This is a genomic window from Mesorhizobium sp. L-2-11, assembly GCF_016756595.1.
GTDB lineage: Bacteria > Pseudomonadota > Alphaproteobacteria > Rhizobiales > Rhizobiaceae > Mesorhizobium.
In genome coordinates this window covers 4,735,232-4,760,073 of record NZ_AP023257.1, presented here as the reverse complement: position 1 = coordinate 4,760,073, position 24,842 = coordinate 4,735,232, and the positions used below count along the sequence as shown (strand labels likewise).

Here is a 24,842-nt window from a genome sequence, read left to right as displayed (position 1 = left end):
TGTTTATCGGCAGAAATGCAGCCCAAATCAAGCTTACGAAATGCCCCTGCCGCGCTGTGACCAGGGTCACGGGCCGAGCGGTGCTACTGGAACGCCGTCTCCGAAAAGCTTCTGAGCTTGCGCGAATGCAACCGTTCCATCGGCATCTCGGCCAGCTTTTCCATCGCTCTGATGCCGATGGTCAAGTGCTGTGCCACCTGCCGCTTGTAGAACTCGGTCGCCATGCCGGGCAACTTCAATTCGCCATGCAGGGGCTTGTCGGAGACGCAAAGCAGCGTACCGTAGGGTACGCGGAAACGGAAGCCATTAGCCGCGATCGTCGCCGACTCCATATCGAGCGCGATCGCCCGTGACTGCGACAGCCGCTGCACCGGCCCACGCTGGTCGCGCAACTCCCAGTTGCGGTTGTCGATGGTGGCAACAGTGCCGGTGCGCATGATACGCTTGAGGTCATAGCCGGAAAGGCCGGTGACTTCGGCGACCGCCTCCTGCAGCGCCACCTGGATTTCGGCCAACGGCGGGATCGGCACCCAGACCGGAAGATCGTCGTCCAGAACATGGTCTTCCCGCACATAGGCATGCGCCAGCACATAGTCGCCCAGCGCCTGGGTGTTGCGCAGGCCGGCGCAATGGCCGAGCATCACCCAGGCATGCGGCCTGAGCACCGCTATGTGGTCGGTGATCGTCTTGGCGTTGGAGGGGCCGACGCCGATATTGACCATGGTGATGCCGCCATGGTTCGGCTTCTTCAGATGATAGGCCGGCATCTGCGGCAGGCGCGGCGGCGCCACGCCATGGCTGGGCGCGTTTTGTCCAGCCTTGGTGACGACGTTTCCCGGTTCGACGAATGCGACGTATCCGCCGCCGCCTTTCGCCATCAGATCATGCGCACGGGCGACGAATTCGTCGATGTAGAACTGGTAATTGGTGAACAGCACGAAATTCTGGAAATGCTGGGGACTGGTCGCCGTGTAGTGCGACATCCGGTGCAGCGAGTAGTCGATGCGTTGCGCTGTGAACGCAGCCAATGGCCTGGCTTCGCCTAACGCAACTTCGAACGTGCCGTTGGCGATCTGGTCGTCGGTGCCGTCGAGATCCGGAACGTCAAACAGGTCACGGATCGGCCGCCTGATGCGCTCGGCTGCCGCGCCGTCGACATGCGAGCCTTCCAGGAACGCGAAATGCAGCGGGATGGGCGTCGTCGATTCCGAAACCGTCACCGGAACGCCGTGATTGCGCATGATCAGGCGAAGCTGTTCGATGAGATAGCGTTCAAAAAGGGCGGGCTGGGTTATGGTGGTCGAGAAATGCCCGGGCGTCGGCATATGGCCGTAAGCCTGCCGCGAGTCGATCTGGGTGAACGAAGTCGTGGTGACACCGACCTCCGGATAAAACGCCCGGTAGCGCTTGTTGTTGTCGCCGCCTGCGGCGAGCGCCGTAAACGAATCGCGCAGGAATTTGGTGTTGCGGTCGTAGAGGGCCTGCAAGGCCGCGACCGCCTTTGCTGCATCATTGAAGATCTGCCGGCCAAACGGCTCCGGCATCACGACTGAGTCTATCGCTTGGGGGTAGATTCGCTTTTCCATGACCCAATATAGAGGCTTGGCCATGCGGTTGGGAGGGGGCCGAAGGGTCGTTTTTTGTTTTGAATGGTTTCGATGATTGCCTAACCACGCCGCAGGCTGACCAACAGCACAAAGCCGACGCCGGTCTTCTTCAGCGCCGGCGCTTCGATCGTCGAGCCGGCATCGGCGCGCATCGTTGGCACGGCCAGGACCGGCGCTGCAAGCACGGTCAGGATAAGCGCCGCCCGCGGCAGGAGCCGAAGGGTTTTCAGGGCATTGGCGACGATGTGGTTCATGGCTTTTGCTTTTGTCTCTCGAGGTCTTTGTCGGTTCAGAGGCGGATATGGTTCACGCAACCAAACCGGCAGGAATTGGCCTGGTCCCGGGAGCGGGCCGGACGGCCTGCCTCTGCGACGAGGATGGCGAAGAACATTCCGAACAGGCTCAGCAGCAGGCAGACGATGGTAAAGCGGCGAGCGAGCATTGCGTGGTGTCTCCTTCAATATGCACGAAAATGCCCGAGCCCGACTGAACCGGCTCTGATGCCAGCGTTCATCTGCGGTTCAAATTCATTAACGAGTTGTTGGACACGCAACAGTTCGAGTTTTGATGCGGCAGGCGATGCAAGCGCAGATCGCCGACGAAAAGAAAACGGGGCCTGCAAAGGCCCCGTTTTCATGTCCTTCGAATGGGAACGATCAGAGCTTGTGCCAGGTCTGGCTCCTGCAGATCAGCCCACCGAGCACGCAGCCGCTCATCTTGAGCGAAGCGCCTGAGACCGAGGCCTTGCCCGAATAGGTCTTGTCGGTCTCCGGGTCGGTTATCGTCCCCGTATATTTGTTGGCGCCGGACACCTTGAACGAACCGATGCGCTTGCCGGCAAACTTGCCAGATTTGAGCGTGATGGAAAATGCGCCGCCGCCGCCCGCGATGGCGGCGGTCGAACCGGCCTGCGTTTTCCAGTTGCCTTCGATCGGGTCGGCCCAAGCCGTGCCGGCCATGATCAATGTGGCCGCAAGGGCCATGCTGATTTTGCGAAACATGTTTCTCCTCCCTGTGGGGCATCCGGCCGGATGTTGCGCCCCGCCAGTCTGCCTCTTACGCAAACGTAAGCTAATCCACCTCCCGGTAAAACAAAAGCGGTGCCGCTGCGGAAGACTTCGGGATTTCTGAGGCCGCCCGAGGCGGTCTGGTCGGCGAGAAATGAAAACGCCTTGCATGCTGGCTTTGTCTCCCGTGGTTAGCGGAGTCTTGATTTGCGCCTCGCAAATTTTCATCAATTTTAGTCCAAACCGGCGCGATTGCTGGCTTTGCATCGTTAATGAATTTCCGCGTTTACCTCTTGTTTTAGCTTTGTTTTCCTCAAATTAAGCACGCCGTTTAACGACGGATTCAAGCCTTCGGTTCATTCTCGAAAGCATCGAAAGAGCAGCCGCCCCAAGGGTTTCCAAGGGACAGAACGAGGCAGCTCTCGGGAGCCTGACAGGGGCTAGAACAGGGGATGAAATGGCACGTTTTGAAATGCCTGAAGCCGGCTTCGGCGCCATGGGGGCAACTGCCCAGGCCGACATTCTTTTCGAACTGGGTATGATGTATGCGACCGGCCGCGATTGCGAGACCGATGTCGTCGCCGCCCACAAATGGTTCAACATTGCTGCGATCAAGGGCTCGGTCCGCGCCGCGGAACTGCGCTCAGAATTGTCGGCCGCCATGTCGAAGCTCGAGATCGCCAGGGCGCTGCGCGAAGCTCGCGAATGGATGACGATGCACTAAGTCTAGCCCTCAGTTCATCAGGCCCCTCAGTTCATCAGACACTGAGATCACCGACAGGGACGCTTCAAGGCCGCACAAGACGGCCGGACCAACAATGACAAGAACGCTGCAGGCCGGATACGGCCAAGCTGCGCCTAGACCATGATCCCGAAAAGTGGGAACAGGTTTTCGGACAGAATCATGGTCAAGCAAGAAGATAGAGCCTGCCATCCCGCTTCTATCGGGATGGCTGGGCTCTGGACAGGGAAGGCGAGCGGTTTCGGGAAGCGCGGGAGCGTTCGGGATTGTTCGATCGACAAAAGCCGCGACCGGCCGGAACAAGGCCGGCGCGGCTTTTGCGTTTCCGAACCATGATCCCAGAAAGTGGAGACCGGTTTTTGGAAGAAGATCTTGGTCAAACAATCGGACCGCAATTCCAAAAAGTGCAAATCGGTTTTTTGGAAGAAGTTCAAACAGAAGGCGGCAGGCCCAATCGAGTGCCGTCGATGCGCCTAGACAGGCTTGGCGAGGGGTGAAATTCTCCCACCTATTCTGGAAGAGGCGCGGCCGAAGCGGCCGCGCGAGTGGAGGAGTTGTATCGCCATGAAAAAATTGGGTATTTTGAGCGCGGCCATTGTCGGCCTGGTAATGAGCGCGCCGGTTGCCTTCGCCGAAGACATCACCTTTTCGGTGGTCGGACCGATGACCGGACAGCTTGCCACCATCGGTGACCAGTTCAAGCAGGGCGCGCAAGCCGCTGCCGATGCGATCAACGCCGCTGGCGGCGTCGACGGCCGCCAGATCAAGCTCGACGTCCAGGATGACCAGTGCGATCCGAAGCAGGCGGTTTCGGTCGCCAACCGCATCGTCGCCAACGGCGTCAAGTTCATCGATGGCCATGCCTGCTCGGGCTCGAGCATCCCGGCCTCGGCCGTCTATGCCGAAGCCGGTGCGCTGATGATGAGTCCGGCTTCGTCGAACCCGGAGCTGACCGACGCGGCGGCGAAAGCCGGCTGGCCGACGATCATGCGCCTTTATACGCGCGACGATGCGCAAGGCGCCTTCATCGGTCCATGGATGGCCAAGAAATACGCCGGCAAAAAGGTCGTCATCATGCATGACAAGAGCGCCTATGGGCAGGGCGTGGCCGACGCCGTCAAGGCGACGATGAACCAAAACGGCCTCAAGGAGATCCTCTACGAGGGCATCAACGCCGGCGAAAAGGACTATTCTGCGCTTGTCACCAAGCTCAAGGAGCTGAAGGCTGATGTGGTCTATTTCGGCGGCTACCACCCAGAGGCCGGCCTCATCCTGCGCCAGTCGGCGGAACAGGACTTCAAGTTCCAGCTGATCATGCCGGACTCGATTGCCACGCCGGAATTCTGGCAGGTTGCCGGCCCGGCCGGCGAAGGCACCATGTTCGTCTTCCCGTCGGATCCGCAGGCGAAGCCCGAAGCCAAGCAGGCCATCGAAAAGATCAAGGCGGGCGGCTTCGTGCCCGAGGGCTTTACGCTGTTCTCCTATGCCGTGATCCAGGCCTTTGCCGAGGGTATCAAGCGCGCCGGCAGCGACGACCCGGCCAAGGTTGCCGAAGCGCTGAAGAATGGGCAGCCGATCAGCACCGTCGTCGGTCCTGTCACTTTCGATGAAAAGGGCGACCTCAAGAACGTCAGCTACGACATCAACCAGTGGCACGACGGCAAATACGCGCCGATCCAGCCGTGACGGCTAATGCATGTCGCGCAAAAGTGCGCAGCGGTTTTGCGATAACGACATGCATAAGACAAGAACTAAAGCGCGTCGCATGAGACGCGCTTTAGAGCGGGATGAGATTTATGGGAGTCGTGGGATTCCCAAATCAGCGATGATCTGATTCAACCTTGCTGCTGGGCAGGAGGCCAGCATTGATGGTTGGATATTCAATGGACCTGCGCGAACGGGTTGTTGCGGCGGTCAAGGTTGAAGGGCTTTCGCGGCGCGCGGCGGCTGCTCGATTTGGCGTCAGCTACAGCGCGGCGATCGAGTGGCTGAAGCGGGTGGAACAGACGGGGAGCGTGGCGCCCCGCCAAGTGGGCGGCTACAAGCCGAAGAAGATATCGGGAGCGTGGCGCGACTGGCTTGTCGAGCGCTGCCGGGAGAAGGACTTCACCTTGCGCGGGCTTGTGGCCGAACTTGGCGAGCGTGGCCTGAAGGTTGACTACCGCTCGGTGTGGGAGTTCGTGCACGCCGAGAAGCTGTCTCACAAAAAAAGACGCTGATCGCCGCCGAGCAAGATCGTCCCGATGTTGCGCGCCGACGGAGGCAATGGGTTCTGTATCAGGACCGGATCGACCCCGCCCGCCTGGTGTTCATCGACGAGACCTGGACCAAGACCAACATGGCCCCGCTCAGGGGTTGGGCACCGGTCGGACAGCGGATCAAGGCCAAAGTTCCCAATGGCCACTGGAAGACAATGACCTTTCTGGCTGCGCTGCGTCATGATCGCGTCGAAGCGCCCTGGCTCATCGACGGGCCGATCAACGGCGAGAGGTTCCTCCTCTATGTCGAGAAGGTTCTCGTGCCCACTCTCCAGCCGGGCGACATCGTTGTGATGGACAATCTCGGCAGCCACAAAGGCAAGGCCGTGCGTCGCGCCATCCGAAAGGCCGGCGCGAGGCTCTTCTTCCTGCCGAAATACTCGCCTGACCTCAATCCGATCGAACAGCTCTTCGCCAAGCTCAAGCACTGGCTGCGAAAGGCCGCAAAGCGCACCGTTGAAACGGTCTGCAACGCCATCGGCCAGATTCTCAACCGCGTCACACCGCTCGAGTGCTCAAATTACTTCGCAAACTCAGGCTATGACCGCAGGTAATCTCATCCCGCTCTAGCGCCTGGCAACAATCGGAGATGGCCGGGTCAACCCCGGCCATTTCATTTCTGGGAGTGCGTTTTGTGGAGCGTGTCTTCCGCCGTCGCTGGTGGGTGAACAGCGTCAGCCGTGGGCTTCCTCGGCAAAACGCACCAGCACCGTCCCGTCGGTGACCTGGGCGCCCTCTGTTGCGATCTCGGCGATCGTCCCGTCATGCGTCGCGGAAATCGTGTGCTCCATCTTCATCGCTTCCAGGATCAACAGCGGCTGGCCCTTGATGACGGCTTCGCCTTTCGCCGCGCGCACCAGCTTGACCAGGCCCGGCATCGGCGCGCGCAGGCTGTCGGCACCGGCTGCGAGTTCGTCGGCCTTTGCCAACGGGTCCGGCACCGCGAAGCTGTAGCCGACGGCACCCGAAAAGACGGTGACATGACCTGGCCAGCGGGCGAGGCCGGCGGCGCGAAGATCAAGCGCGCTGTCATAAGGTGCGTCCAGTGCCACTTGGAAGCGCCCCTCCGGTCGCACCGATACATGCGCGAGGATCTCATTCTCGCCGTAGCGCAGCCGCGTGCGCCGCGCGATCGGGTGGAAATGCGCATAGCCGGCAAGCGACGACCACGGGTCGTCTGTCGGCGCGTGAGCCCCGGCGCCGGACGCCGCAAGTGCGGCCGCGGCCACGATCTCGCTGCTCGGCGGCGACACCGCGGTCAGCACTTGCTGGTGCCTGCCGATCAGTCCGGTGTCGACGTCACCAGCCGAAAAATCGGCGTCAGCGGCAAGCGCCGCGAGAAAGGCGGTGTTGACGGTCGAGCCGGCGATCTCGGTCTGCGAAAGGGCTATGCCCAGGGCTTCGAGCGCTGCCGGCCTGGTCTTGCCGTGGACGACGAGCTTGGCGATCATCGGGTCGTAGAACGGCGAGATGGCATCGCCGGTCCGTACGCCAGTCTCGATCCGCATGCTGGCGCCCTCGGGCGCTGTATCCGGAAATTTCAGGTGATGCAGCGTGCCCGTCGCCGGCAAAAAGCCCCTTGCCGCGTCCTCGGCATAGATGCGCGCCTCGAAGGCGTGACCGGAGAGCGTGATCTCGCTCTGCGTCTTCGGCAGCTTTTCGCCGGACGCCACCCGCAACTGCCATTCGACCAGGTCGGTGCCGGTGACCATTTCGGTGACGGGGTGCTCGACCTGCAGGCGGGTGTTCATTTCCATGAACCAGAAGCGGTCGGCCTTCAGCCCTTGCGAGGCGTCGACGATGAACTCGATGGTGCCGGCGCCGGAATAGTCGATCGCCTTGGCGGCCTTCACCGCAGCCTCCGTCATCGCCTTGCGCAATGCCGGTGTCATTCCGGGGGCGGGGGCTTCCTCGATCACCTTCTGGTGGCGGCGCTGCGCCGAGCAGTCGCGCTCATAGAGATGCACGACATTGCCGAAGATATCGCCGAATACCTGAACCTCGATGTGCCGCGGCTTCTCGATATATTTCTCGACCAGCACGCGGTCGTCGCCGAAAGCGGCCTTGGCCTCGCGCCGCGCACCCGACAGCGCCTCGGAAAAGTCGTCGGGATGTTCGACGCGCCGCATGCCCTTGCCACCGCCACCGGCGCGCGCCTTGATCAGCACGGGATATCCGATCTCGCGTGCCTTGGAGGCGAGCAGCACAATCTCCTGCGCCTCGCCGTGATAGCCCGGCACAACCGGCACCCCGGCCTTCTCCATCAGCCGCTTGGCCGCGTCCTTCAGCCCCATAGCGCGGATCGAGGCGGCCGACGGGCCGATGAAGACGAGCCCGGCCGCTGTCACCTGATCGACGAAGTCAGGGTTTTCCGACAGAAAACCGTAGCCGGGATGGATGGCTTCGGCGCCGGTGGCCAAAGCCGCCGCGACAATCTTGTCGCCGCGCAAATAACTTTCGCCGACCGGCGAGGGCCCGATATGCACCGCTTCGTCGGCCATCTCGACATGCAAGGCGCCGGCGTCGGCGTCGGAATAGACGGCGACCGTGCGCACGCCCATCCTGCGCGCGGTGCGGATCACCCGGCAAGCGATCTCGCCGCGGTTGGCGATCAGGATTTTGGCGAACATGGGACCTCCAAAGCCAGAACTTGCCGCCAACGGCGCGGGTGTTCCTTCGCGCCCCCCTCTGTCCTGCCGGACATCTCCCCCACTTGGGGGGAGATTCGCTGGCTCCCCTGCTTTCGCCAATCTCCAACGTTGAAAGAAGGGCTGCGAGGCAGCAGCTGCCAATCTCCCCCCTTGTGGGGGAGATGTCCGGCAGGACAGAGGGGGGCGCTGTCCCGCCAGCGCAACCGAGCGAGCGTTCTCATCGCCGTATCACATCACTCTCCCGCCAGGCGCAGCAACGCCTGTTGGTATAGATCCGCCGTCTGTTGGTCGAAGCAGCAGAAGATGACGGTTTCCGGAACCGCGTTGTGGCTGATGAAGGCGCTCACGGTGCCAACGGCGATCTGCGTCGCCTGGTCCTTTGGATACCGGTATACACCGGTCGAGATCGCCGGAAATGCCACCGTCCTGCAATCCTTGGCGGCGGCGAGTTCGAGGGACCGGCGATAGCAGGAGGCCAACAGCTCGGCTTCGCCCTTGCCGCCGCCTTGCCAAACCGGTCCGACCGTGTGGATCACATAGCGTGCCGGCAGCCTGTAGCCTTTGGTGAGTTTTGCGTCACCGACCTTGCAGCCATTCAGCGACCGGCATTCGGCCAGAAGCTCGGGACCGGCCGCCCGGTGGATGGCGCCGTCGACGCCACCGCCACCCAGAAGCGAGGTGTTGGCGGCGTTGACAATGGCATCGGCCCCCAGCTTGGTGATGTCGCCGACATGAATGCGAATCCTGGGGTCGATCTCGCTCATCGTCACATCCTGAACACGCCGAAACTTGTCTCCTCGATCCCGGCGTTCAGCGCGGCGGACAAGCTGAGCGCCAGCACCTCGCGCGTCCTGGCTGGATCGATGATGCCGTCGTCCCAGAGCCGGGCGGAGGAATAGAGCGGGTGGCCTTCGTGCTCGTATTTCATCAGGATCGGCTTCTTGAATTTTGCCTCTTCCTCCGCGCTCCATTGCCCGCCCTTGCGCTCGATCCCCTCGCGCTTGACGACGGCCAGCACGGTGGCCGCCTGCTCGCCGCCCATCACCGAAATGCGGGCATTCGGCCACATCCACAGGAAGCGTGGCGAATAGGCGCGTCCGCACATGCCGTAATTGCCGGCGCCGAACGAGCCGCCGATGATCATGGTGACCTTCGGCACGCGGGCCGTGGCGACCGCCATCACCAGCTTGGCGCCGTCCTTGGCGATGCCGCCGGCCTCATATTTCCGCCCGACCATGAAGCCGGTGATGTTCTGCAGGAAGATCAGCGGGATCTTGCGCTGGCAGCACAGCTCGATGAAATGCGCGCCCTTCAGCGCGCTTTCGGAAAACAGCACGCCGTTGTTGGCGATGATGCCGACCGGCATGCCGTGGAGATGGGCAAACCCGGTGACCAGCGTGGTGCCGTAGTTCTGCTTGAACTCGTCGAAGTCGGAGCCGTCGACGATGCGGGCGATCACTTCGCGCACGTCATAGGGCTGGCGCAGGTCGGTCGGCACGATTCCGTAGAGTTCTTCGGCTGCATGAAGCGGCGCAATCGGATCGCGTAGCGCCAGCCCGATCTGCTTCTTTCGATTGAGGTTCTTGACGATGCGGCGCGCGATCGCCAGCGCATGCTCGTCGTCCAGCGCAAAATGATCGGCAACGCCGGAAAGCCGCGTGTGCACATCGGCACCGCCCAGCTCCTCGGCGCTGACGTCTTCGCCGGTGGCGGCCTTCACCAGCGGCGGACCGCCGAGGAAGATGGTCGCCTGGTTGCGCACCATGATCGTCTCGTCCGACATCGCCGGGACATAGGCGCCGCCCGCCGTGCACGAACCCATGACGCAGGCGATCTGCGGAATGCCTGCAGCCGACATGTTGGCCTGGTTGTAGAAGATGCGGCCGAAATGGTCGCGGTCGGGAAACACCTCGTCCTGGTTGGGCAGGTTGGCGCCGCCGCTGTCGACCAGATAGACGCAAGGCAATTTGTTCTGCAGCGCTATCTCCTGGGCGCGCAGATGCTTCTTCACCGTCAGCGGATAATAGGTGCCCCCCTTCACCGTGGCGTCGTTGACGACGACCATCACTTCGGTGCCTTCGACGCGGCCGATGCCGGTAATGATGCCGGCCGATGCGATGTCTTCGCCATACATCGACCACGCGGCGAACTGGCCGATCTCGAGGAATGGCGAGCCGGTGTCGAGCAATTGGGCGAGGCGCTCGCGCGGCAAAAGCTTGCCACGGCTCTGGTGGCGCTCACGCGCTTCCTCCGCGCCGCCACGCTCGACCATTGCCGCCTTTTGCGCAATGTCGGCGACCAGCGCCCGCATGCGCCCGGCATTGGCGCGGAAAGTGTCGGAGGCGGGCGAGATCTGCGAGGTGAGGGTGGTCATGTCCGGCTCTACGCCTGCGCCAAGAGTTTGCCGTTGCGACGTTCGAAAATTTTGTCGGACAGCAGATTGAAGCCGTCCTCGAATGTAACGTCTATCATTCGTCTGGCCGCGGTTTGGGCCTGCGAATTGCCTGCATCGAAGACGAACAATTGATCCCGGCGTGGCAGCACAAACAAAACATCGCCGGGAAATTGAGGTCGGATCGAAAGCCAGAACTCGTCAAGAAGAACAAGGCTTGAGGACAGCATCGTGTTGCCGTCGACATAATACAGATGAACTATACCGAGTTCACCATCAGAGACAATTTTTGGCAGCCATTTCTTCACATTGTCTAGCGCGACGCCGCGCAAATCCGAAAGCGTCCGGCCTGGGAAGTCCTTTGGCGCAACAGGTGACATTGAATTGGGAAGGTCGGCCATGTATACGATTGCAAGTTCGCCAACCAATGGCTCCGACAACAAATCCATACCCGTCGATGTAAGTTGATCGACATACTGATGGGTCCGGACCACGGCGATAAGATTGTTTTCGCCGGCCTTGGCGAGATGCGCTTCTGCCAAGGCTCGAGCAAACCGGTCAATGGCAGCTTCGGCGTCCTCGTCGGGATATGAGTTCAAGTAGCCGAACACGTTTGTGATGTCCGAGGCTATGTCCGTATCGCCAATTCTGGTATTGATTTTTGCGGGGTCCGATGGATCCGCTATGGCGCTCTCGACGCCCGGTTGCCGTTTTAGGGCGGCAATTACAAGCTCTCTGAATTCCGCGATGTCTGGAAAGCGCTGCTTCTGTGCCTTGACGTGCACGAGAAGGCCCGCAATTGAGGAAAACAATGCCATCGCAAATATCCCCCGCCTTGTGACTGGTTGCGCCGACGATGGAACCATCTATCCCCCCTGCCTGTCTCTCAATACTCGCAAAACTACAGCCTCCCATGAGATAGCTATTTGACGTGTCAAGCAATCCGCAGCCCCTCGGGTACGTCTGGCACGCGCCTGCATCTCTTGCCAGGCTTCATACTTCCTCCGCCATGATTTCCCGCCCGATCAGCCAGCGGCGGATCTCGCTGGTGCCGGCGCCGATCTCGTAGAGCTTGGCGTCGCGCAAGAGACGGCCGGTCGGATAGTCGTTGATGTAGCCATTGCCGCCCAAAAGCTGGATGGCGTCGAGCGCCATCTGCGTCGCCTTCTCGGCAGCGAACAGCACGCAAGCGGCGGCGTCCTTGCGGCTCGTCTGGCCGCGGTCGCAGGCAGCGGCGACGGCATAGACATAGGCGCGCGCGGCGTTCATCGTCGTATACATGTCGGCGAGCTTGCCCTGCACCAGCTGGAATTCGCCGATCGGCTGACCGAACTGCTTGCGTTCGTGCACATAGGGGACCGCCACATCGAGGCACGCCGCCATCAGCCCGAGCGGGCCGCCGGCGAGCACCGTGCGCTCGTAGTCGAGGCCCGACATCAGTACCTCGACGCCGCGCCCTTCCTCATGCAGCACATTGTCGAACGGCACTTCGACATCTGAAAAAACCAGTTCGCCGGTGTTGGAGCCGCGCATGCCGAGCTTTTCGAGCTTTTGCGCGACGGAAAAGCCGGCCATCGATTTTTCGACGATAAAGGCGGTGATGCCGCGCGACTGGAGTTCTGGATCGGTCTTGGCGTAGACGACCAGCGTCTCGGCGTCCGGGCCGTTGGTGATCCACATCTTGGTGCCGTTCAGCACATAGCGCTCGTTACGCTTTTCGGCACGCAGTTTGAGCGACACGACGTCGGAGCCGGCGCCGGATTCCGACATTGCCAGCGCGCCGACCTTTTCGCCGCTGCACAGCGCAGGCAGATATTTTTCCTTCTGCGCCGGCGTTGCCCAGCGATTGATCTGGTTGACGCAGAGATTGGAATGGGCGCCGTAGGAGAGGCCGACCGAGGCCGAGGCGCGCGAAATCTCCTCCATCGCCACGACATGGGCGAGATAGCCCATGCCGGTGCCGCCGAATTCCGGATCGGCGGTGATGCCAAGCAGGCCGAGCCCACCGAACTCGGCCCACAGATGCGCCGGGAATTCATTCGAGCTGTCGATCTCGGCGGCGATCGGGGCGATCTTGTCCTGGGCGAAGCGCCGCACCAAGTCGCGCAGCGCTTCGATGTCTTCGTCAAGCCCGAAGTTGAGTGTGTGCGTGTACATGCCGTTCCTCCCGGCGCACGGCCCCGAAATCAAATTCAATTTCGGGAAGGGCGCAAAATCAAACTGCTACAGCGTCCTTTGCCCGCCGGCTGCGGCGCTGCAGGTCGTTGTCGCGCCATCGGCCTTTGCTTCCAACCAGGCGCATCGTCATTGAAAGATATGTGGCGGTTACCTCCGAGATCGATAGCCGCTCGCCCGGCCGGAACCAGACGATGACGCCGGTCATCATCTGGATCAGCGCCATGGCTGTCAGCCCTGTGTCTTCGACTCTGAAGACGCCGGCTTCTGCGCCGTCGCGCAAGATGACGCGTAGCTCCTTCTCATAGGCGGTGCGCATACGCAGGATCTGCGTCAGGCGGTCATGCGACAGGCTGCGCAATTCCATGTTCGAGACATGGGTGGAATGGCGGCGCTCGATATGGAAGGCGATGTGGTTTTCGACATAGGCGGCGAGCCGTGTCGCCGGATCGGCCGCGGCCGGGCGCGCCGCGTCCCACGCCTCGATCAGCCCTTGCATGTGCTCGCGCATCAGCGTGAACAAGAGGTCTTCCTTGGTCGGAAAATAACGGTAGAGCGCCGCCGCCTGGACGCCGACCTCGGCGGCTAGCTGGCGCATCGACATCGCCTCATAGCCGAGACGCGCAATCAGGCTGACCGCCGCCTCGCGGACCGCCGCTTCGGTCTTTTCGCCGTCGGAACCGGTCGTGCGCGCCATGCAAGCCTCGTTGAGAGGCGGAGCATAAAACGAACGTTCAATTAATTCAAGTGCGACTTTTTCCTTCTCCCCTTGTGGGAGAAGGTGGATCGGCGCGTAGCGCCGAGACGGATGAGGGGTGTTGGAAGGATCGCCATCGGTGCCAAGCTGGAACACCCCTCATCCGACCTCGCTTCGCGAGGCCCCCTTCTCCCACAAGGGGAGAAGGGGGAGCGCTGCCATTCGGCGCTTTGGCCAACGTGAAGTTGGCGATTTGCGTTGGACGGAGTGCTGAGGTTAGGTAATCTCGCCCGATGCCGCATCAGCCCGTCGCTCCGACCAAACGTCGTTTCGCCCGCTCGATGCGCCGCGAGCCAACGGAGGCGGAGGACCGCCTGTGGCACGAACTGCGCGGACGAAAGCTCGATCGTATCAAATTCCGGCGTCAGGTCCCTGTCGGCAGATTCATCGCCGATTTCGTTTGCGCCGAGGCCAGGCTGATCGTTGAGATCGATGGCAGTCAACATGCGGATTCGAACTATGATCGGGAGCGAGACGCCGAATTGAAGGCGAGGGGCTTTCGCGTGCTGCGTTTCTGGAACGACGACGTGCTGCGGGATTTGAACGCCGTCTGCGACACCATCATCGCTTATGTCCGTGATGAGAGTTTGCAACCGTGGCGGTAGCGCAGTCTTGCCTTCTCCCCTTGTGGGAGAAGGTGGATCGGCGCGGATAGTGTTCTGAAGGTTCTGCAAAAAGCTCTGGAGAGAGAACAGCCCTTACTCTGAGGCGAGGGGCGGCCATGGCACGCTGGTGACGTTGCGATCACCGATTCCCGTGGAAGGGTAAGTGCCATGACCAAGCGAGAGGTTAGACTGAGCAGAGGCGAGTTGAAAGCGTTGCTGTTGTCGGATGAGGACGGCTTCCGCAGAGTTTTGCAGACTGTGGTGCAGGAGGCTTTGGAAGCCGAGATGACGGAGGCGATCGGGGCCGAGAAAGGCGAGCGGACGACGGAGCGGGTTGGTTACCGGTCCGGCTATTACGAACGCAAGCTTGTGACGCGGGTTGGCGTGCTGGAACTTCGGGTTCCGCAAGATCGGGCCGGCCGGTTCTCGACGGAGTTGTTTGAGCGTTACCAGCGCTCGGAGAAGGCACTGGTATCGGCGCTGGTCGAGATGTACGTGCAAGGCGTGTCGACGCGCAAGGTGAAGGCGATCACCGAGGATCTGTGCGGCCATTCCTTCTCGGCCTCGACGGTAAGCCAGGCGACGGCGCGGCTGGATGAGGCGCTGAAGGCGTTCTTTGAGCAGCGGCTTGCCGAACCTTACCCGTACCTCATTCTGGACGCGCGCTACGAGCGGGCGCGCGAGGCCGGCGTGATCGCCAGCCAGGCCGTCTTGGTGGCGATCGGCGTCGACTGGGAAGGCCGGCGCCAGGTGCTCGGTGTCGAGCTGGCCAACCGTGAAAGCCATTCGAGCTGGCGCGCGTTCGTGGCAGGGCTCAAGCAGCGCGGGCTCGCCGGCGTCGAGTTTGTCGTCTCCGACGACCATCCGGGGCTCAGGGCAGCGATCCGCGAAGTCCTGCCCGAGGCAGTCTGGCAGCGCTGTTACGTGCACTTCCTCAGAAACGCGCTCGATTATGTGCCGCGCAAGGTCGATGACGACTGCCTGATGGAGCTCAGATGGTTCTATGACCGGCGCGACCTCGCCGAGGTCAAGCGCGACCTGGCGCAGTGGATCGCCAAATGGCAGGCCAAATACCCGAAGCTGGTGGATTGGGTGGAGAACAACATCGAGGAGACGCTGAGCTTCTATCGGCTGCCGCTGCCGCATCACAAGCACATGAAGTCGACGAACATGCTGGAGCGGCTGAACCAGGAGATCAAGCGGCGCACCCTGGTCGTTCGCATCTTCCCCAACCCGCAGAGCTGTTTGCGGCTGGTTCGGGCATTGGCGGTGGAGATCCACGAGAACTGGCTCGAGGCGACCCGCTACCTCAACATGGATCATCTGCGCGAGCACAAGAAGGAGAACCTGAGGGCACTGGCCGCCTGACGCGGCCGCCATGTCCGCCGCTCCGCTAAACACGGGGGCTGCGCGGCGGACACGCCAACGTCACCGCTGAATGCCACGCCATTTTTGCAGAACTTGACGCACACAACTTCGGCGCGTAGCGCCGAGCCGGATGAGGGGTGTTGGACCGAGCGCCGTCGGTGCCGAGCTGGAACACCCCTGCCATGAAAGTAATTTCAAACCCTGTTTCATTTCAAAGAGATAGCGGCTTGGGCCAAGAACTCGATTTTAGAGCCGATATACCAGAGAAAGCGGCCCGCGCACCTTTCATCTGCGATGGCGCCCGGTTCCGGGCGATGTGTCTCATCCGACCTCGCTTCGCGGGGCCACCTTCTCCCACGAGGGAAGAAGGAAGAGCGCTATTCAGCTCCCCCGGGCCGCCGCCAGCGCGCCCGGCAATTCCTCGGCGAAAATGTCGAGCTCGTGGTCGAGTCCGACGCTGACCCTGATGCAGCGGTCGAGCACCGGCACCATCGGCTTGCGGATGAACACGTCGCGCGACAAAAGCGCCTGCAGCAGCTTCAGCGCGAAGGCGCCGTCGCCGCCGCAGTCCATGGTGACGAAGTTGGTTGCAGACGGTAGCGGCTTCAGCCCGTTCGCCTCGGCTATTTCAGCGATACGCCGGCGGCCGGAAGCGACCCGCGCCACCACGCTTTTGAGATAGTCCTGATCGGCCAGCGCCTCGACGCCGGCGATCTGCGCCATGCGGCTGACGCCGTAATGGTTGCGGATCTTCTCGAAATCGCGGATCACCTGGGCGTCGGCTACCGCATAGCCGCAACGGATGCCGGCCAGCCCGTAGGCTTTTGAGAAGGTGCGCATGCGGATGACGTTCGGCCGCGACACGTCGATCGGCGGCAGCGCCGAGGCAGGGCCCAATTCGCTATAGGCCTCGTCGAGCACCAGCATGGTGGTCTCCGGCAGGGCTTCGATGAAGCGGATGAGCTCCGGCGCCTCCCACCAGCTGCCCATCGGATTGTCCGGATTGGACAGGTAGACCAGCGGCGCTTTGTCCTTGGCGATCGCAGCCAACAGGCCGTCGAGGCTTTCCCGGTCGTTCTCGTAGGGGACCGCGACCAGCCGGCCGCCGACGCCGGCAATATGGAAATTGAAGGTCGGATAGGCGCCGAGCGAAGTGACCACCGCGTCGCCCGGCGCCACATACATGCGCGCCACCAGGCTGAGCAACCCGTCTATGCCTTCGCCGACCACCACGTTTTCAGCACCAATGCCAAGATGCGCGGCAACAGCCAGCTTCAGATCGTGATTGTCGGGATCACAATACATCCACATGTCGCCGGCGATGCCGGCCATGCGGGCGATGACGCGCGGCGAGGGGCCAAAACTGCTCTCATTGGCGCCGATGCGGGCGCGAAAGGCGCGGCCGCGGTCCCGCTCCTGCGCCTCCGGCCCGACAAACGGCACCGTCGAGGGAAGTGCACTGATGATTGGCGTGAGGGGAGGGCGCTGGCGCATGGCAAGGCTCGCTCGAAAAGGGGGCTCGCTCGAAAAGGACCTTCTTGCTAGCCTGCCGGGTTGGCCGGCGCAAGTTCCTAGCAGCTGGAACTGTCACGCTGGATTCTGCCGGCTCTTTTTGCTAGCGAGACAGCATGAACACTCGAATGCCGCCCGCCTGGTCCAAGCACATAAAGGCCCAACCTGCGCCGAAAGTGAAACAACCGAAAGTGAAGCCACCGTCGCGTGCGCAGGCCGACGATATACTGCTGAGACAAGCGCTCGACCTTCAGCAGGCCAAGCGGCTGTCTGAAGCCGAGGAACTGTGTCACCGCGTCCTGGCACGCACGCCCAATCACCCCCTATCGCTATACATCCTCGGCACGCTCGGGCTTGGTTTCGATGATGAATTGGCGATCCAGTATTTTGCGCGAGCTATAGGTCAGGCGCCTCAAAATCCGTATTTCCACCTCAGTCTGGGCGAGGCCTATCTGAAGGTCGGCGACAGCTTGCTTGCGATCAAACACCTGCAGCGCGCCTGCGAATTGAAGCCAGATCTGGTGGAAGCGCTTTGCGGATTGGGGCGCGCTTACGTCAGCTCCGACAAGGCCGCCATGGCTTTGCCGCTCTACGAGAAAGCGCTCAAGATCAATAGCATTCATCCTATGGTCCGAACGGGTCTGGCAAACGCGCTCACCAGCCTCGGTCGCATGGACGACGCCAGGGCCTATCTGAAAGAGGCGATCGAGCGTCGCCTCAATATGCCGGCCGCCTACAACGATTTGATGCACACGCGCAAATTCACCGAGGAGCCCTCCGAACTCGCTTCCATCCTGAGCGAACTCGCCAACCCGAACCTTGCCCCAGATCTCGCACAGCAGCTCCATCACGCCGCAGGCAAAGTGTTGGACGACCTTCAGCGTTATGACGAGGCAATGGATCACTTCCAGAAAGCCAAACGCGTCGCAGGCTACGATTTCGACCTGGAATCTTACCGCCGCTGGGTCGATTCCATGATCGAGTTATTCAGTCCGGAGATGCTGGCAGCCAAGGCCAGCCACGGAAATCCGTCCGAAATACCGGTGTTTGTGCTCGGCATGCCGCGTTCGGGGACGACGCTGACTGAGCAAATCTGCGCGAGCCATCCGGATGTTCATGGCGCCGGGGAGCTTACGAAGCTGCGGCGAATCGCGAACTCGATGGGTTTCAGGACGCAGCCGGACGAAGCCTTCCGCGGTTCGATCATGTCAATGACGAGAGACCAATCGAGAACGCTGGCCGAAGAATATTTGTCCTACCTGCGTCAACACCCGCCTGCCGCGCTGCGCATTGTCGACAAGCTGCCTCATAATTTCGAGCTTATGGGTCTCATTGGAATTCTCTTTCCCAACGCGCGCATCATTCATTGCCGCCGCGATGCCATCGACAATTGTCTCTCCTGCTTTGTTTTGAATTTCACCAAGCAACACAGCTACAACGCCGACCTGCAGACACTGGGGCTGTACTACCGAGAGTATGATCGCCTGATGCGGCACTGGGACAAGGTTTTTCCGGGACGCATCTTCGAAAACCGCTACGAGACGCTGGTTGCGGATCAGGAGACGCAATCGCGCCGTCTCATCGAACATCTTGGCTTGCCCTGGGACGATGCCTGCCTGCGCTTTTTCGACAAGGATGGTTCGGTCAACACGGTCAGCCGCTGGCAGGTTCGTCAACCGATTTACAAATCGTCCGTCAAGCGCTGGAAGCATTACGAAAGCGAAATTCAGCCGCTGATACAGTCGCTGGGCGATCTTGCAGAGATTTGACTTGAGGCCGGCGGACCACATTGCGTGGACCGCGAGGTCGCAAGCGCATAGGCTTGCTGCCAACCGACCTTCTGCCGCCAATCCCCAACGATTAGGCTAAGCTAAATGCCACCTAGCTATCCGTCTTCCCCCAAAGGACGGGAGCGAACTCCCTATTCTGTTCCTTGCAGCGCTGCTGCGGTGCAGGATCTTTCGAGACGCTGGAGGGACAGGCCCCCCTCTGGCCTACCGGACATCTCCCCCACGAGGGCAGGGCTATCGCATTTGAGTCATGAGTTGGAAGAGATAAGCATCGTTCCAGCCTGCACGCATCATTTTGCCACGCATGGTGTCCTTTTTGCTGTCGGCTCGGAAAGTATTGAGGCAGAAGCGCCGCAGCAGAGCGAGGTTTTCGGGGCCGTGATCCTTTCTGGTCCGGCAGTCGTCCTCGCGGAAGACCACGTCGAGTTGCCAGTGCAGGCCATTCTCGACATCCCAGTGACGGCGCACGACGGCGAGCAGGTCGTTGGCGGACATCGGTCGCGAGAGCACATAGAGACAGCACTCTTCCTGCCGTTTGCCATTGATCACACGCGTGCGCTTGACCTCGCCGATGGCTGCGAGGCCGGTAAAGCCGTGCTTGCGGCCAAGCCCCGGCGCACGCACGACACGCGCCGCCCGCCGCTCCTGGCGCCCGTGGCTCTCCTCCTCGGTAACGGCCAGCGCCGCCTTGGGCGTTGGGCGGCCGGCGATCAGGCGCTCGGCATCGGCCAGAAGCAGCCCCTGATTGCCCTTCAAGGCCAGCACATAGTCGCCGCCGCGCCGCGTGATCTCCTCGGCCATGCGGGCCGAGCAATGCAGCGCATCGGCCGTAACCACGGCGCCGCGCAGGTCGATCAGGCGCAACAGTTCGATGGCCGCCCTGGCCTCGTTGCCGCCCTGCGCCGGCACGGCCGCCAACGTCATGCGCAACTGCGCGCGCCCCAGGCCGACACCATCATGCGCGGCGCGAACTGGCGGCCCTTCTCGAAGGCGCCACGCATCGACTTGCCGTCGAGGGCGATCTGCCCCGCGCCGCCAGAAGCGCTGGCGACATGGCGCATGAAACCGGCGAAGGCCTCGGCGAACGCCGTAGGGACAAGATTGCGAAACAGCGTCGAGAAGGTGTCGTGCGAGGGGATGCCATGCGCCAGGGTGAGCACATTTCGCAGCATTGCTTCCTTTTCCTGCCCAAAGCGCCAGATGTCGGAGCAACTCTTGGCGCCGCACAGCATCGCAGCGAAGGCAATGAACAGTATCTCGCAAAAATCGTGTCGAGCGTTCTGGTCGCGCGGATCGAGATGACCGAACACAGCCTGGATCGTTTCCATCGAGAGCTCCCCAATTACGGAGTCCTCCCAAGAATCCACAATCCGGCAATTGGCAAGTCATTTCCCAACTACTCAAATGCGATTCCCCTGCCCACGAGGGGGGAGATTGGCAGTTCCGGCGACGGCACTCTTCTTGCGACCTTTGTGATTGGCGAAAGCGACGATGACGGCCGATCTCCCCCCTCGTGGCAGGGCTGTCCGGGGAAAGTTTTGAGTGAATCGAAATGCCACATGTGCATGCCCCGTAAAACGGGGTTTGTCCGTCTTTTCTCTGGTTGTCGAGACTCAGAAAAGGAACGGGGCATGCGCTTTGCACCTAGCATCTTCGGGCAGCTTCTTGAACCCATCGATCGGCGTCAATTCCAAGCAATTGTGGATCGCCACGACGGGGATGCGTACGACAAATCGTTCAGAAGCTGGGATCATCTGGTGGCGCTGATCTATGCCCAGTTCTGCGGCAGCAGCAGCTTGCGTGGCCTGGAAGCCGGCTGGAACGCCAACAGCCAGCATCATTATCACCTGGGCAGCGGTCCGTTGATGCGTTCGACCTTGTCGGATGCCAACAGACGGCGTCCGGTCGCCATCTTTGCCGAGGCGTTCGGTCTGGTGGCGAACCTGCTCGACAGGCAAATGCGGCGCGAGGGCGAAGCGATGCTGCGGCTGATCGACTCGACCCCCATTCCGCTCGGCAAACTGTGCGATTGGGCCAAGTCGAACGGGCGCATCCGCGGCATGAAGGTGCATGTCGTCTATGACCCGAAGACCGACTGTCCGCGCATCCTCGACATCACCGACGCCAACGTCAACGACGCCCAGGTCGGTCGCCAGATCACGATCGAAGCTGGAGCGACCTACGTGTTCGACAAGGGCTACTGCCATTATGGCTGGTGGACGGCGATCGCCGAAGCCGGATCGATCTTCGTGACGCGGCCCAAATCCAACATGAGGCTGGCGCTGCTGCGTGATCGCCCTATAGCCGAGCCGCAGGGCGACGGCTTCCTGGTTGTGGAAGACAGTGAGGTAAGCTTGGTCAGCAAGGCTGCTTGCAAGCTGCCGATGCGGCTGCGTCGCCTGCGCGTTCAGCGCGAAACGGGCGACACCATCACGCTTTTGACCAACGATCTGGAGCGCTCTGCCGTCGAGATTGGACGGCTTTACAAAGGCCGCTGGCACATCGAGCTTCTGTTCCGATGGATCAAGCAGCACCTCAAGATCCGCAAGTTCCTCGGCAACAACGGCAATGCAATCCGCCTGCAACTCTTTGCCGCAATGATCGCCTTTGCGCTGCTGCGCATTGTCGCGCGCACCCGCCGCGTCACTATTCCTATCTTGAGGTTCACAGAACTGGTCGCTCAATACTTGTTCGGGCGGCGGAAACTGCACACCATCGATAAGCCGCCACCGGTCAATCCAAGCCGACCAAGGGACCGAGCCTCTCCCAATCAGATGGCCTTCATTTATGAATAACTTTCCCCGGACAGCCCTGCCCTCGTGGGGGAGATGTCCGGCAGGACAGAGGGGGGCGCGAAGGATCGCTGCTGGTTTCGTTCTGCGCAGCTGCATTCGTCGGCTGAGTATCGGCCGCGCCACGCACTACGCAACTTGACAGCCACGCAGACACGAAAAAACCCGGCGGTTGCCCGCCGGGTTCGAGTTCAGTCAGGCAAAGCCTGTTAGAATGAGCGCTGGAAGCGGAGGATGCCGCCGATGCTGTCCTCATCGTCCGCACCAGTCCAGTTGGAGAAGTCGGGATCGTCAAAGTCACCTGCGTGCAGGTAGTCGACTTCGGCCGTGATCGTCAGGCCGGGGACGATATCGTAGGCGATGTTCGCCGCGATACCGAGGTTCTCCCACTCGTCATACGAAGCCTGCAGGTTGAACGAGGTCTTCTCGTTGATGGTGTAGGTGCCACCACCCCAGACTGCCCAGTTGCCGCCCCAATTCTTGTAGAAGCCGCGGCCGTTGGCGTCCTTTGCGTAGCCGTCGTCATTCAGGTTGTCGTCCGTGCCGTAGCCGGCCATGATGAACAGCGACAGGTTCTCCATCGGCTTCACGTCGAGTTTGACCTTGCCGGCCACTTCTTCATAGTTGCTGTCATAGGCAATGACGCCCGTGATCGCACCCCAGCCCTGCGTCCACTTCACGCCGCCGACGACATGCGGAACGTAGCTGTCGATCGTGCCAATGTCGCCTGCGCCTTGTTCGAGCGAGATCACGGCCGAGAAGCCGTTGCCGGCGTCGAAATAGTACTGAACGACGTTGGTGTCGAAAGAACCATAGGGGACCAGCGTATCGTTGATGACGGCGCCAGCGTAGTCGTGAAACGTGAGGAAGGCCGATTCGTCCTTACCGACGCGCAGCCCACCGAGCTGGAGCCAGGCGAAGTTCAGCGAGACAGCGTCGTCGTCGTCGGCAGAGTTGTAGAAGGCGGAGCCTTGGGTGTTGAGGAAGTTGAAGCGGGTCTCGGTGTAGGTCTTCAAGGTGCCGAGTTCGGTTTCCTGGCCGGTCCAGGTCCTCAGCGAGAGGCGAGCGCGCTTCCAGTAGGTGTCATTCAAGTCGCCGTCCTCGGCGTCGCCGTTCTGCGCACCAGTAAAAGCGCCGATGTCGCCGACGCCGATGTCATAGCGGACGTAGCCGCCGATGCGCAGGCAGATTTCGGTGCCGGGGATGTAGAAGTAGCCAGCGCCGTAGACGTCGCAGATGCGGACGTATTCAGCGGGTTCCGGCTCGGCGACGACGACGGCGTCGGCGGCGCGCGCACCGGATACTGCGACCAGAGCCGCAGCGGAGCCGAGAAGAAGGCTCTTGATGTTCATTTTCTGACCTCCAGTCAAAAGTTAAAAAACGGGTCTGGGTATTCTTTGCTGAAGGACAGCGTTCCCTGCCCCATCCCCACTACCGAAAAAGATGCGCACCGCGCCGCTCCTTCGAACCCGACATTACCCATGAGGCGGCGGCGTTCAACAACCATCGCATCGGCGACAGGTCTGTGCAGGCGCTATCACCCTGCCTTGTTGCACAAATGACACGATTTGGCCTCACTCGGAAAGCTCCCGTTAACCATTGAGCGGTCGGAGACCCTTGGGCGAGCCCTTGCAATCCGGCCGATTCCGGCAATTGCCTGCCGCAATTGTGGCGATGTTTGTGAGTCGTCAGCCAAGGGCATTGCCGCAGAATCGCCGCATGGCGAAAAGCGCCGTTTCGGCGAGAGCCGGTTTTTTCAACGATAATGGGTCAGGCTTGTTGATTGTGCCGGCGCTTTTCTTTATCCACCGGCGCTACGGAGAGGTGGCCGAGTGGTCGAAGGCGCTCCCCTGCTAAGGGAGTAGAGGTCAAAAGCTTCTCGTGGGTTCGAATCCCATCCTCTCCGCCACCCTGCTTCGCGCTTCGCAGGACAAGTCCGGCGAATTCCTTTCTGCATTGGCGCTGCCCCTCACCTGCCTGCCGGCATCCTCTCCCCGTATAGGGACAGTATAGGGACGGGGAGAGGGCGGTGTCGTCGACGGTTTCGCCAATCACCAGCGTTACAGATAAAGGCGCCGCGGCCGCGGCCAGCTTCTTTCTCCCCGTCACTATACGGGGAGAAATGCCCGGCAGGGCAATGAGGGGCGGCGCTGACGTCGACATTTGGTCATAGCGATTGGCCTGCGTAAAACTCCCGGGATGATTTACTTTCGACCTTGGGTTTTACTTGGTGAACAGATCCGTTGCTCGGCCCTGTCCAGAAAAGCGGCGATGGCGCCGGGCAGGCCGCCGGTCTCGAGCAAAGGCGCATGGCCTTGGCCTTCGACCGTGATCGTCTCGACACAGGGATGACGGTTTCGCATTTGTTCGAAGGTCTCGGCGGACAGCAGCTTCGAATTGGCGCCGCGGATGGCGAACAAGGGTATTACCGCCAGCGCCTCGAACTGCGGCCACATGTCTGTCAGCTTCTGGGTCGGGTCGAGACCCGCCAGCGTGTCGACCAGCTTCGGGTCGAAATCCGGCAATAATCCTTCATCCGTCTCTCGGTAGAGCGCCGCTACCATCCGCTCCCAATCCGCCTCGGTCAGAGCAGGAAAGTCGCTGCCATGCGCGCCGCGCACGGCACTGAGCGCCTCAGCGCGGGTTTTCGGCTTCGGCGCGCGCTCGAGATAGGAGCGGATATGGGCGAGACCGCCGGCCTCGAGCACCGGGCCGATATCGTTGAGCACGATAGCCCGCAGGACGGCCGGCCGCATTGCGCCGAGCACATGGATAATCAGCCCGCCGCGTGACGTGCCGATGAACGCCGCTTCCTCGATGCCCAGCGCCGCCAACCCGGCGAGGACGTCACCGGCTTCGACGCCGACATTGTAGTGGCCGATATCGGGGTCGTAGGCGGATTGCCCGCGGCCGCGATAGTCGAAGGCGACGATGTTTCGCGGCGTTTGCGCTCGCCGCGACAGGTGCAGCGCCAGTCCATGAAAATCGCGGCAATTGCGGGTCAGGCCAGGCAGGCAGACGACCGGCCAGTGGCCGGAATTCGCTTCGCCGTAGATGCGGGCGTGGAGTTCAAGCCCGTCCGGCGAGGTGTAGAAGAAGTCGGAAAAACCGCTCGACATTTGGATTCGATTCCTCGCTTTGCCGGATCTTCGAGACTGCTACAGGCGAGGGCGGGCTCCCCCTTCT

Annotated in this window: 22 protein-coding genes, 1 tRNA gene and 1 pseudogene; 10 read left to right on the top strand and 14 right to left on the bottom strand. The window is 61.5% G+C overall.

The window, feature by feature from the left end:
• Positions 1–83: 83 nt before the first annotated feature.
• The 4 genes from JG739_RS22920 to JG739_RS22905 form a co-directional block, all read right to left on the bottom strand.
• Positions 84–1,544 (bottom strand): AMP nucleosidase, encoded by a 1,461-nt coding sequence (locus JG739_RS22920; RefSeq protein ID WP_244749524.1) that lies wholly within the window; start codon positions 1,542–1,544, stop codon positions 84–86.
• Positions 1,545–1,666: 122 nt separating this feature from the next.
• On the bottom strand, positions 1,667–1,861 hold the full coding sequence (locus JG739_RS22915; protein WP_202363501.1) for a hypothetical protein: 195 nt from the start codon (positions 1,859–1,861) through the stop codon (positions 1,667–1,669).
• A 35-nt stretch (positions 1,862–1,896) separates the two neighbouring features.
• The gene (locus tag JG739_RS22910) at positions 1,897–2,049 is read right to left on the bottom strand and encodes a hypothetical protein (protein WP_202363500.1); all 153 of its coding nucleotides are present in this window, start codon (positions 2,047–2,049) and stop codon (positions 1,897–1,899) included.
• Between the two features lie 214 nt (positions 2,050–2,263).
• Complete coding sequence (locus JG739_RS22905) at positions 2,264–2,608, bottom strand: DUF2147 domain-containing protein (RefSeq protein ID WP_128241943.1); 345 nt, start codon at positions 2,606–2,608, stop codon at positions 2,264–2,266.
• A gap of 463 nt (positions 2,609–3,071) precedes the next feature.
• On the opposite strand from JG739_RS22905, the gene JG739_RS22900 reads away from it, so the two are divergent.
• The 4 genes from JG739_RS22900 to JG739_RS22885 all read left to right on the top strand — a co-directional run bounded on the left by JG739_RS22900 (position 3,072) and on the right by JG739_RS22885 (position 6,168).
• Positions 3,072–3,338, top strand: coding sequence for an SEL1-like repeat protein (locus JG739_RS22900; RefSeq protein ID WP_202363499.1), 267 nt, complete (start codon positions 3,072–3,074; stop codon positions 3,336–3,338).
• A gap of 377 nt (positions 3,339–3,715) precedes the next feature.
• Positions 3,716–3,853: a hypothetical protein gene (locus tag JG739_RS22895; protein ID WP_202363498.1), complete on the top strand. Its 138-nt coding sequence runs from the start codon at positions 3,716–3,718 to the stop codon at positions 3,851–3,853.
• Positions 3,854–3,920: 67 nt separating this feature from the next.
• Entirely contained in the window at positions 3,921–5,042 is a 1,122-nt protein-coding gene (locus JG739_RS22890) for a branched-chain amino acid ABC transporter substrate-binding protein (RefSeq protein WP_202363497.1), read from the top strand.
• Between the two features lie 182 nt (positions 5,043–5,224).
• Positions 5,225–6,168, top strand: a protein-coding gene (locus JG739_RS22885; RefSeq protein ID WP_446720497.1) for an IS630 family transposase whose coding sequence is annotated in 2 segments (ribosomal slippage) — positions 5,225–5,561 and positions 5,561–6,168 — 945 coding nt in all. Because the reading frame shifts where the segments join, the coding sequence is not laid out codon by codon here.
• A 120-nt stretch (positions 6,169–6,288) separates the two neighbouring features.
• Here JG739_RS22885 and JG739_RS22880 read toward each other — a convergent pair.
• From JG739_RS22880 to JG739_RS22855, 6 genes are all read right to left on the bottom strand, one after another.
• Positions 6,289–8,244: an acetyl/propionyl/methylcrotonyl-CoA carboxylase subunit alpha gene (locus JG739_RS22880; protein ID WP_202363496.1), complete on the bottom strand. Its 1,956-nt coding sequence runs from the start codon at positions 8,242–8,244 to the stop codon at positions 6,289–6,291.
• Between the two features lie 254 nt (positions 8,245–8,498).
• On the bottom strand, positions 8,499–9,029 hold the full coding sequence (locus tag JG739_RS22875; RefSeq protein WP_202363495.1) for an O-acetyl-ADP-ribose deacetylase: 531 nt from the start codon (positions 9,027–9,029) through the stop codon (positions 8,499–8,501).
• 2 nt (positions 9,030–9,031) lie between these two features.
• Positions 9,032–10,639 carry a carboxyl transferase domain-containing protein gene (locus JG739_RS22870; RefSeq protein WP_202363494.1) on the bottom strand — a complete coding sequence of 536 codons (1,608 nt, stop codon included), beginning with the start codon at positions 10,637–10,639 and terminating at the stop codon, positions 9,032–9,034.
• Between the two features lie 8 nt (positions 10,640–10,647).
• The gene (locus JG739_RS22865; RefSeq protein ID WP_202363493.1) at positions 10,648–11,475 is read right to left on the bottom strand and encodes a DUF1444 family protein; all 828 of its coding nucleotides are present in this window, start codon (positions 11,473–11,475) and stop codon (positions 10,648–10,650) included.
• Between the two features lie 175 nt (positions 11,476–11,650).
• Positions 11,651–12,814, bottom strand: a complete 1,164-nt coding sequence (locus JG739_RS22860; protein ID WP_202363492.1) for an isovaleryl-CoA dehydrogenase — start codon at positions 12,812–12,814, stop codon at positions 11,651–11,653.
• 58 nt (positions 12,815–12,872) lie between these two features.
• Positions 12,873–13,529, bottom strand: coding sequence for a TetR/AcrR family transcriptional regulator (locus JG739_RS22855; protein WP_244749523.1), 657 nt, complete (start codon positions 13,527–13,529; stop codon positions 12,873–12,875).
• A gap of 293 nt (positions 13,530–13,822) precedes the next feature.
• Here JG739_RS22855 and JG739_RS22850 point away from each other — a divergent pair, with 293 nt between their 5' ends.
• Together JG739_RS22850 and JG739_RS22845 are read left to right on the top strand one after the other, a co-directional pair.
• The gene (locus tag JG739_RS22850) at positions 13,823–14,194 is read left to right on the top strand and encodes an endonuclease domain-containing protein (protein ID WP_202363491.1); all 372 of its coding nucleotides are present in this window, start codon (positions 13,823–13,825) and stop codon (positions 14,192–14,194) included.
• Positions 14,195–14,362: 168 nt separating this feature from the next.
• Positions 14,363–15,562, top strand: a complete 1,200-nt coding sequence (locus tag JG739_RS22845) for an IS256 family transposase (RefSeq protein WP_202362577.1) — start codon at positions 14,363–14,365, stop codon at positions 15,560–15,562.
• A gap of 381 nt (positions 15,563–15,943) precedes the next feature.
• Here the strand turns inward: JG739_RS22845 and JG739_RS22840 are convergent, their stop codons facing one another.
• Positions 15,944–17,056 carry a pyridoxal phosphate-dependent aminotransferase gene (locus JG739_RS22840; RefSeq protein WP_202363490.1) on the bottom strand — a complete coding sequence of 371 codons (1,113 nt, stop codon included), beginning with the start codon at positions 17,054–17,056 and terminating at the stop codon, positions 15,944–15,946.
• A 134-nt stretch (positions 17,057–17,190) separates the two neighbouring features.
• Here JG739_RS22840 and JG739_RS22835 point away from each other — a divergent pair, with 134 nt between their 5' ends.
• Entirely contained in the window at positions 17,191–18,843 is a 1,653-nt protein-coding gene (locus tag JG739_RS22835; RefSeq protein WP_202363489.1) for a tetratricopeptide repeat-containing sulfotransferase family protein, read from the top strand.
• A 255-nt stretch (positions 18,844–19,098) separates the two neighbouring features.
• Here JG739_RS22835 and JG739_RS22830 read toward each other — a convergent pair.
• A pseudogene (locus JG739_RS22830) lies at positions 19,099–20,192 on the bottom strand (ISAs1 family transposase).
• A 303-nt stretch (positions 20,193–20,495) separates the two neighbouring features.
• Here JG739_RS22830 and JG739_RS22825 point away from each other — a divergent pair.
• Positions 20,496–21,659, top strand: a complete 1,164-nt coding sequence (locus JG739_RS22825) for an IS4 family transposase (RefSeq protein WP_202362951.1) — start codon at positions 20,496–20,498, stop codon at positions 21,657–21,659.
• A 206-nt stretch (positions 21,660–21,865) separates the two neighbouring features.
• Here JG739_RS22825 and JG739_RS22820 read toward each other — a convergent pair whose 3' ends face one another.
• Positions 21,866–23,008 carry a porin gene (locus JG739_RS22820; RefSeq protein WP_202363488.1) on the bottom strand — a complete coding sequence of 381 codons (1,143 nt, stop codon included), beginning with the start codon at positions 23,006–23,008 and terminating at the stop codon, positions 21,866–21,868.
• Positions 23,009–23,273: 265 nt separating this feature from the next.
• Between JG739_RS22820 and JG739_RS22815 the strand changes: the two genes are divergently transcribed.
• Positions 23,274–23,513, top strand: a complete 240-nt coding sequence (locus tag JG739_RS22815) for a hypothetical protein (protein ID WP_202363487.1) — start codon at positions 23,274–23,276, stop codon at positions 23,511–23,513.
• Positions 23,475–23,565: transfer RNA gene (locus tag JG739_RS22810), tRNA-Ser, on the top strand. The genes JG739_RS22815 and JG739_RS22810 overlap by 39 nt, the downstream gene beginning before the upstream one ends.
• Positions 23,566–23,860: 295 nt before the next feature.
• Here JG739_RS22810 and JG739_RS22805 read toward each other — a convergent pair.
• Positions 23,861–24,775: an alpha/beta fold hydrolase gene (locus tag JG739_RS22805; RefSeq protein ID WP_202363486.1), complete on the bottom strand. Its 915-nt coding sequence runs from the start codon at positions 24,773–24,775 to the stop codon at positions 23,861–23,863.
• Positions 24,776–24,842: the final 67 nt, after the last annotated feature.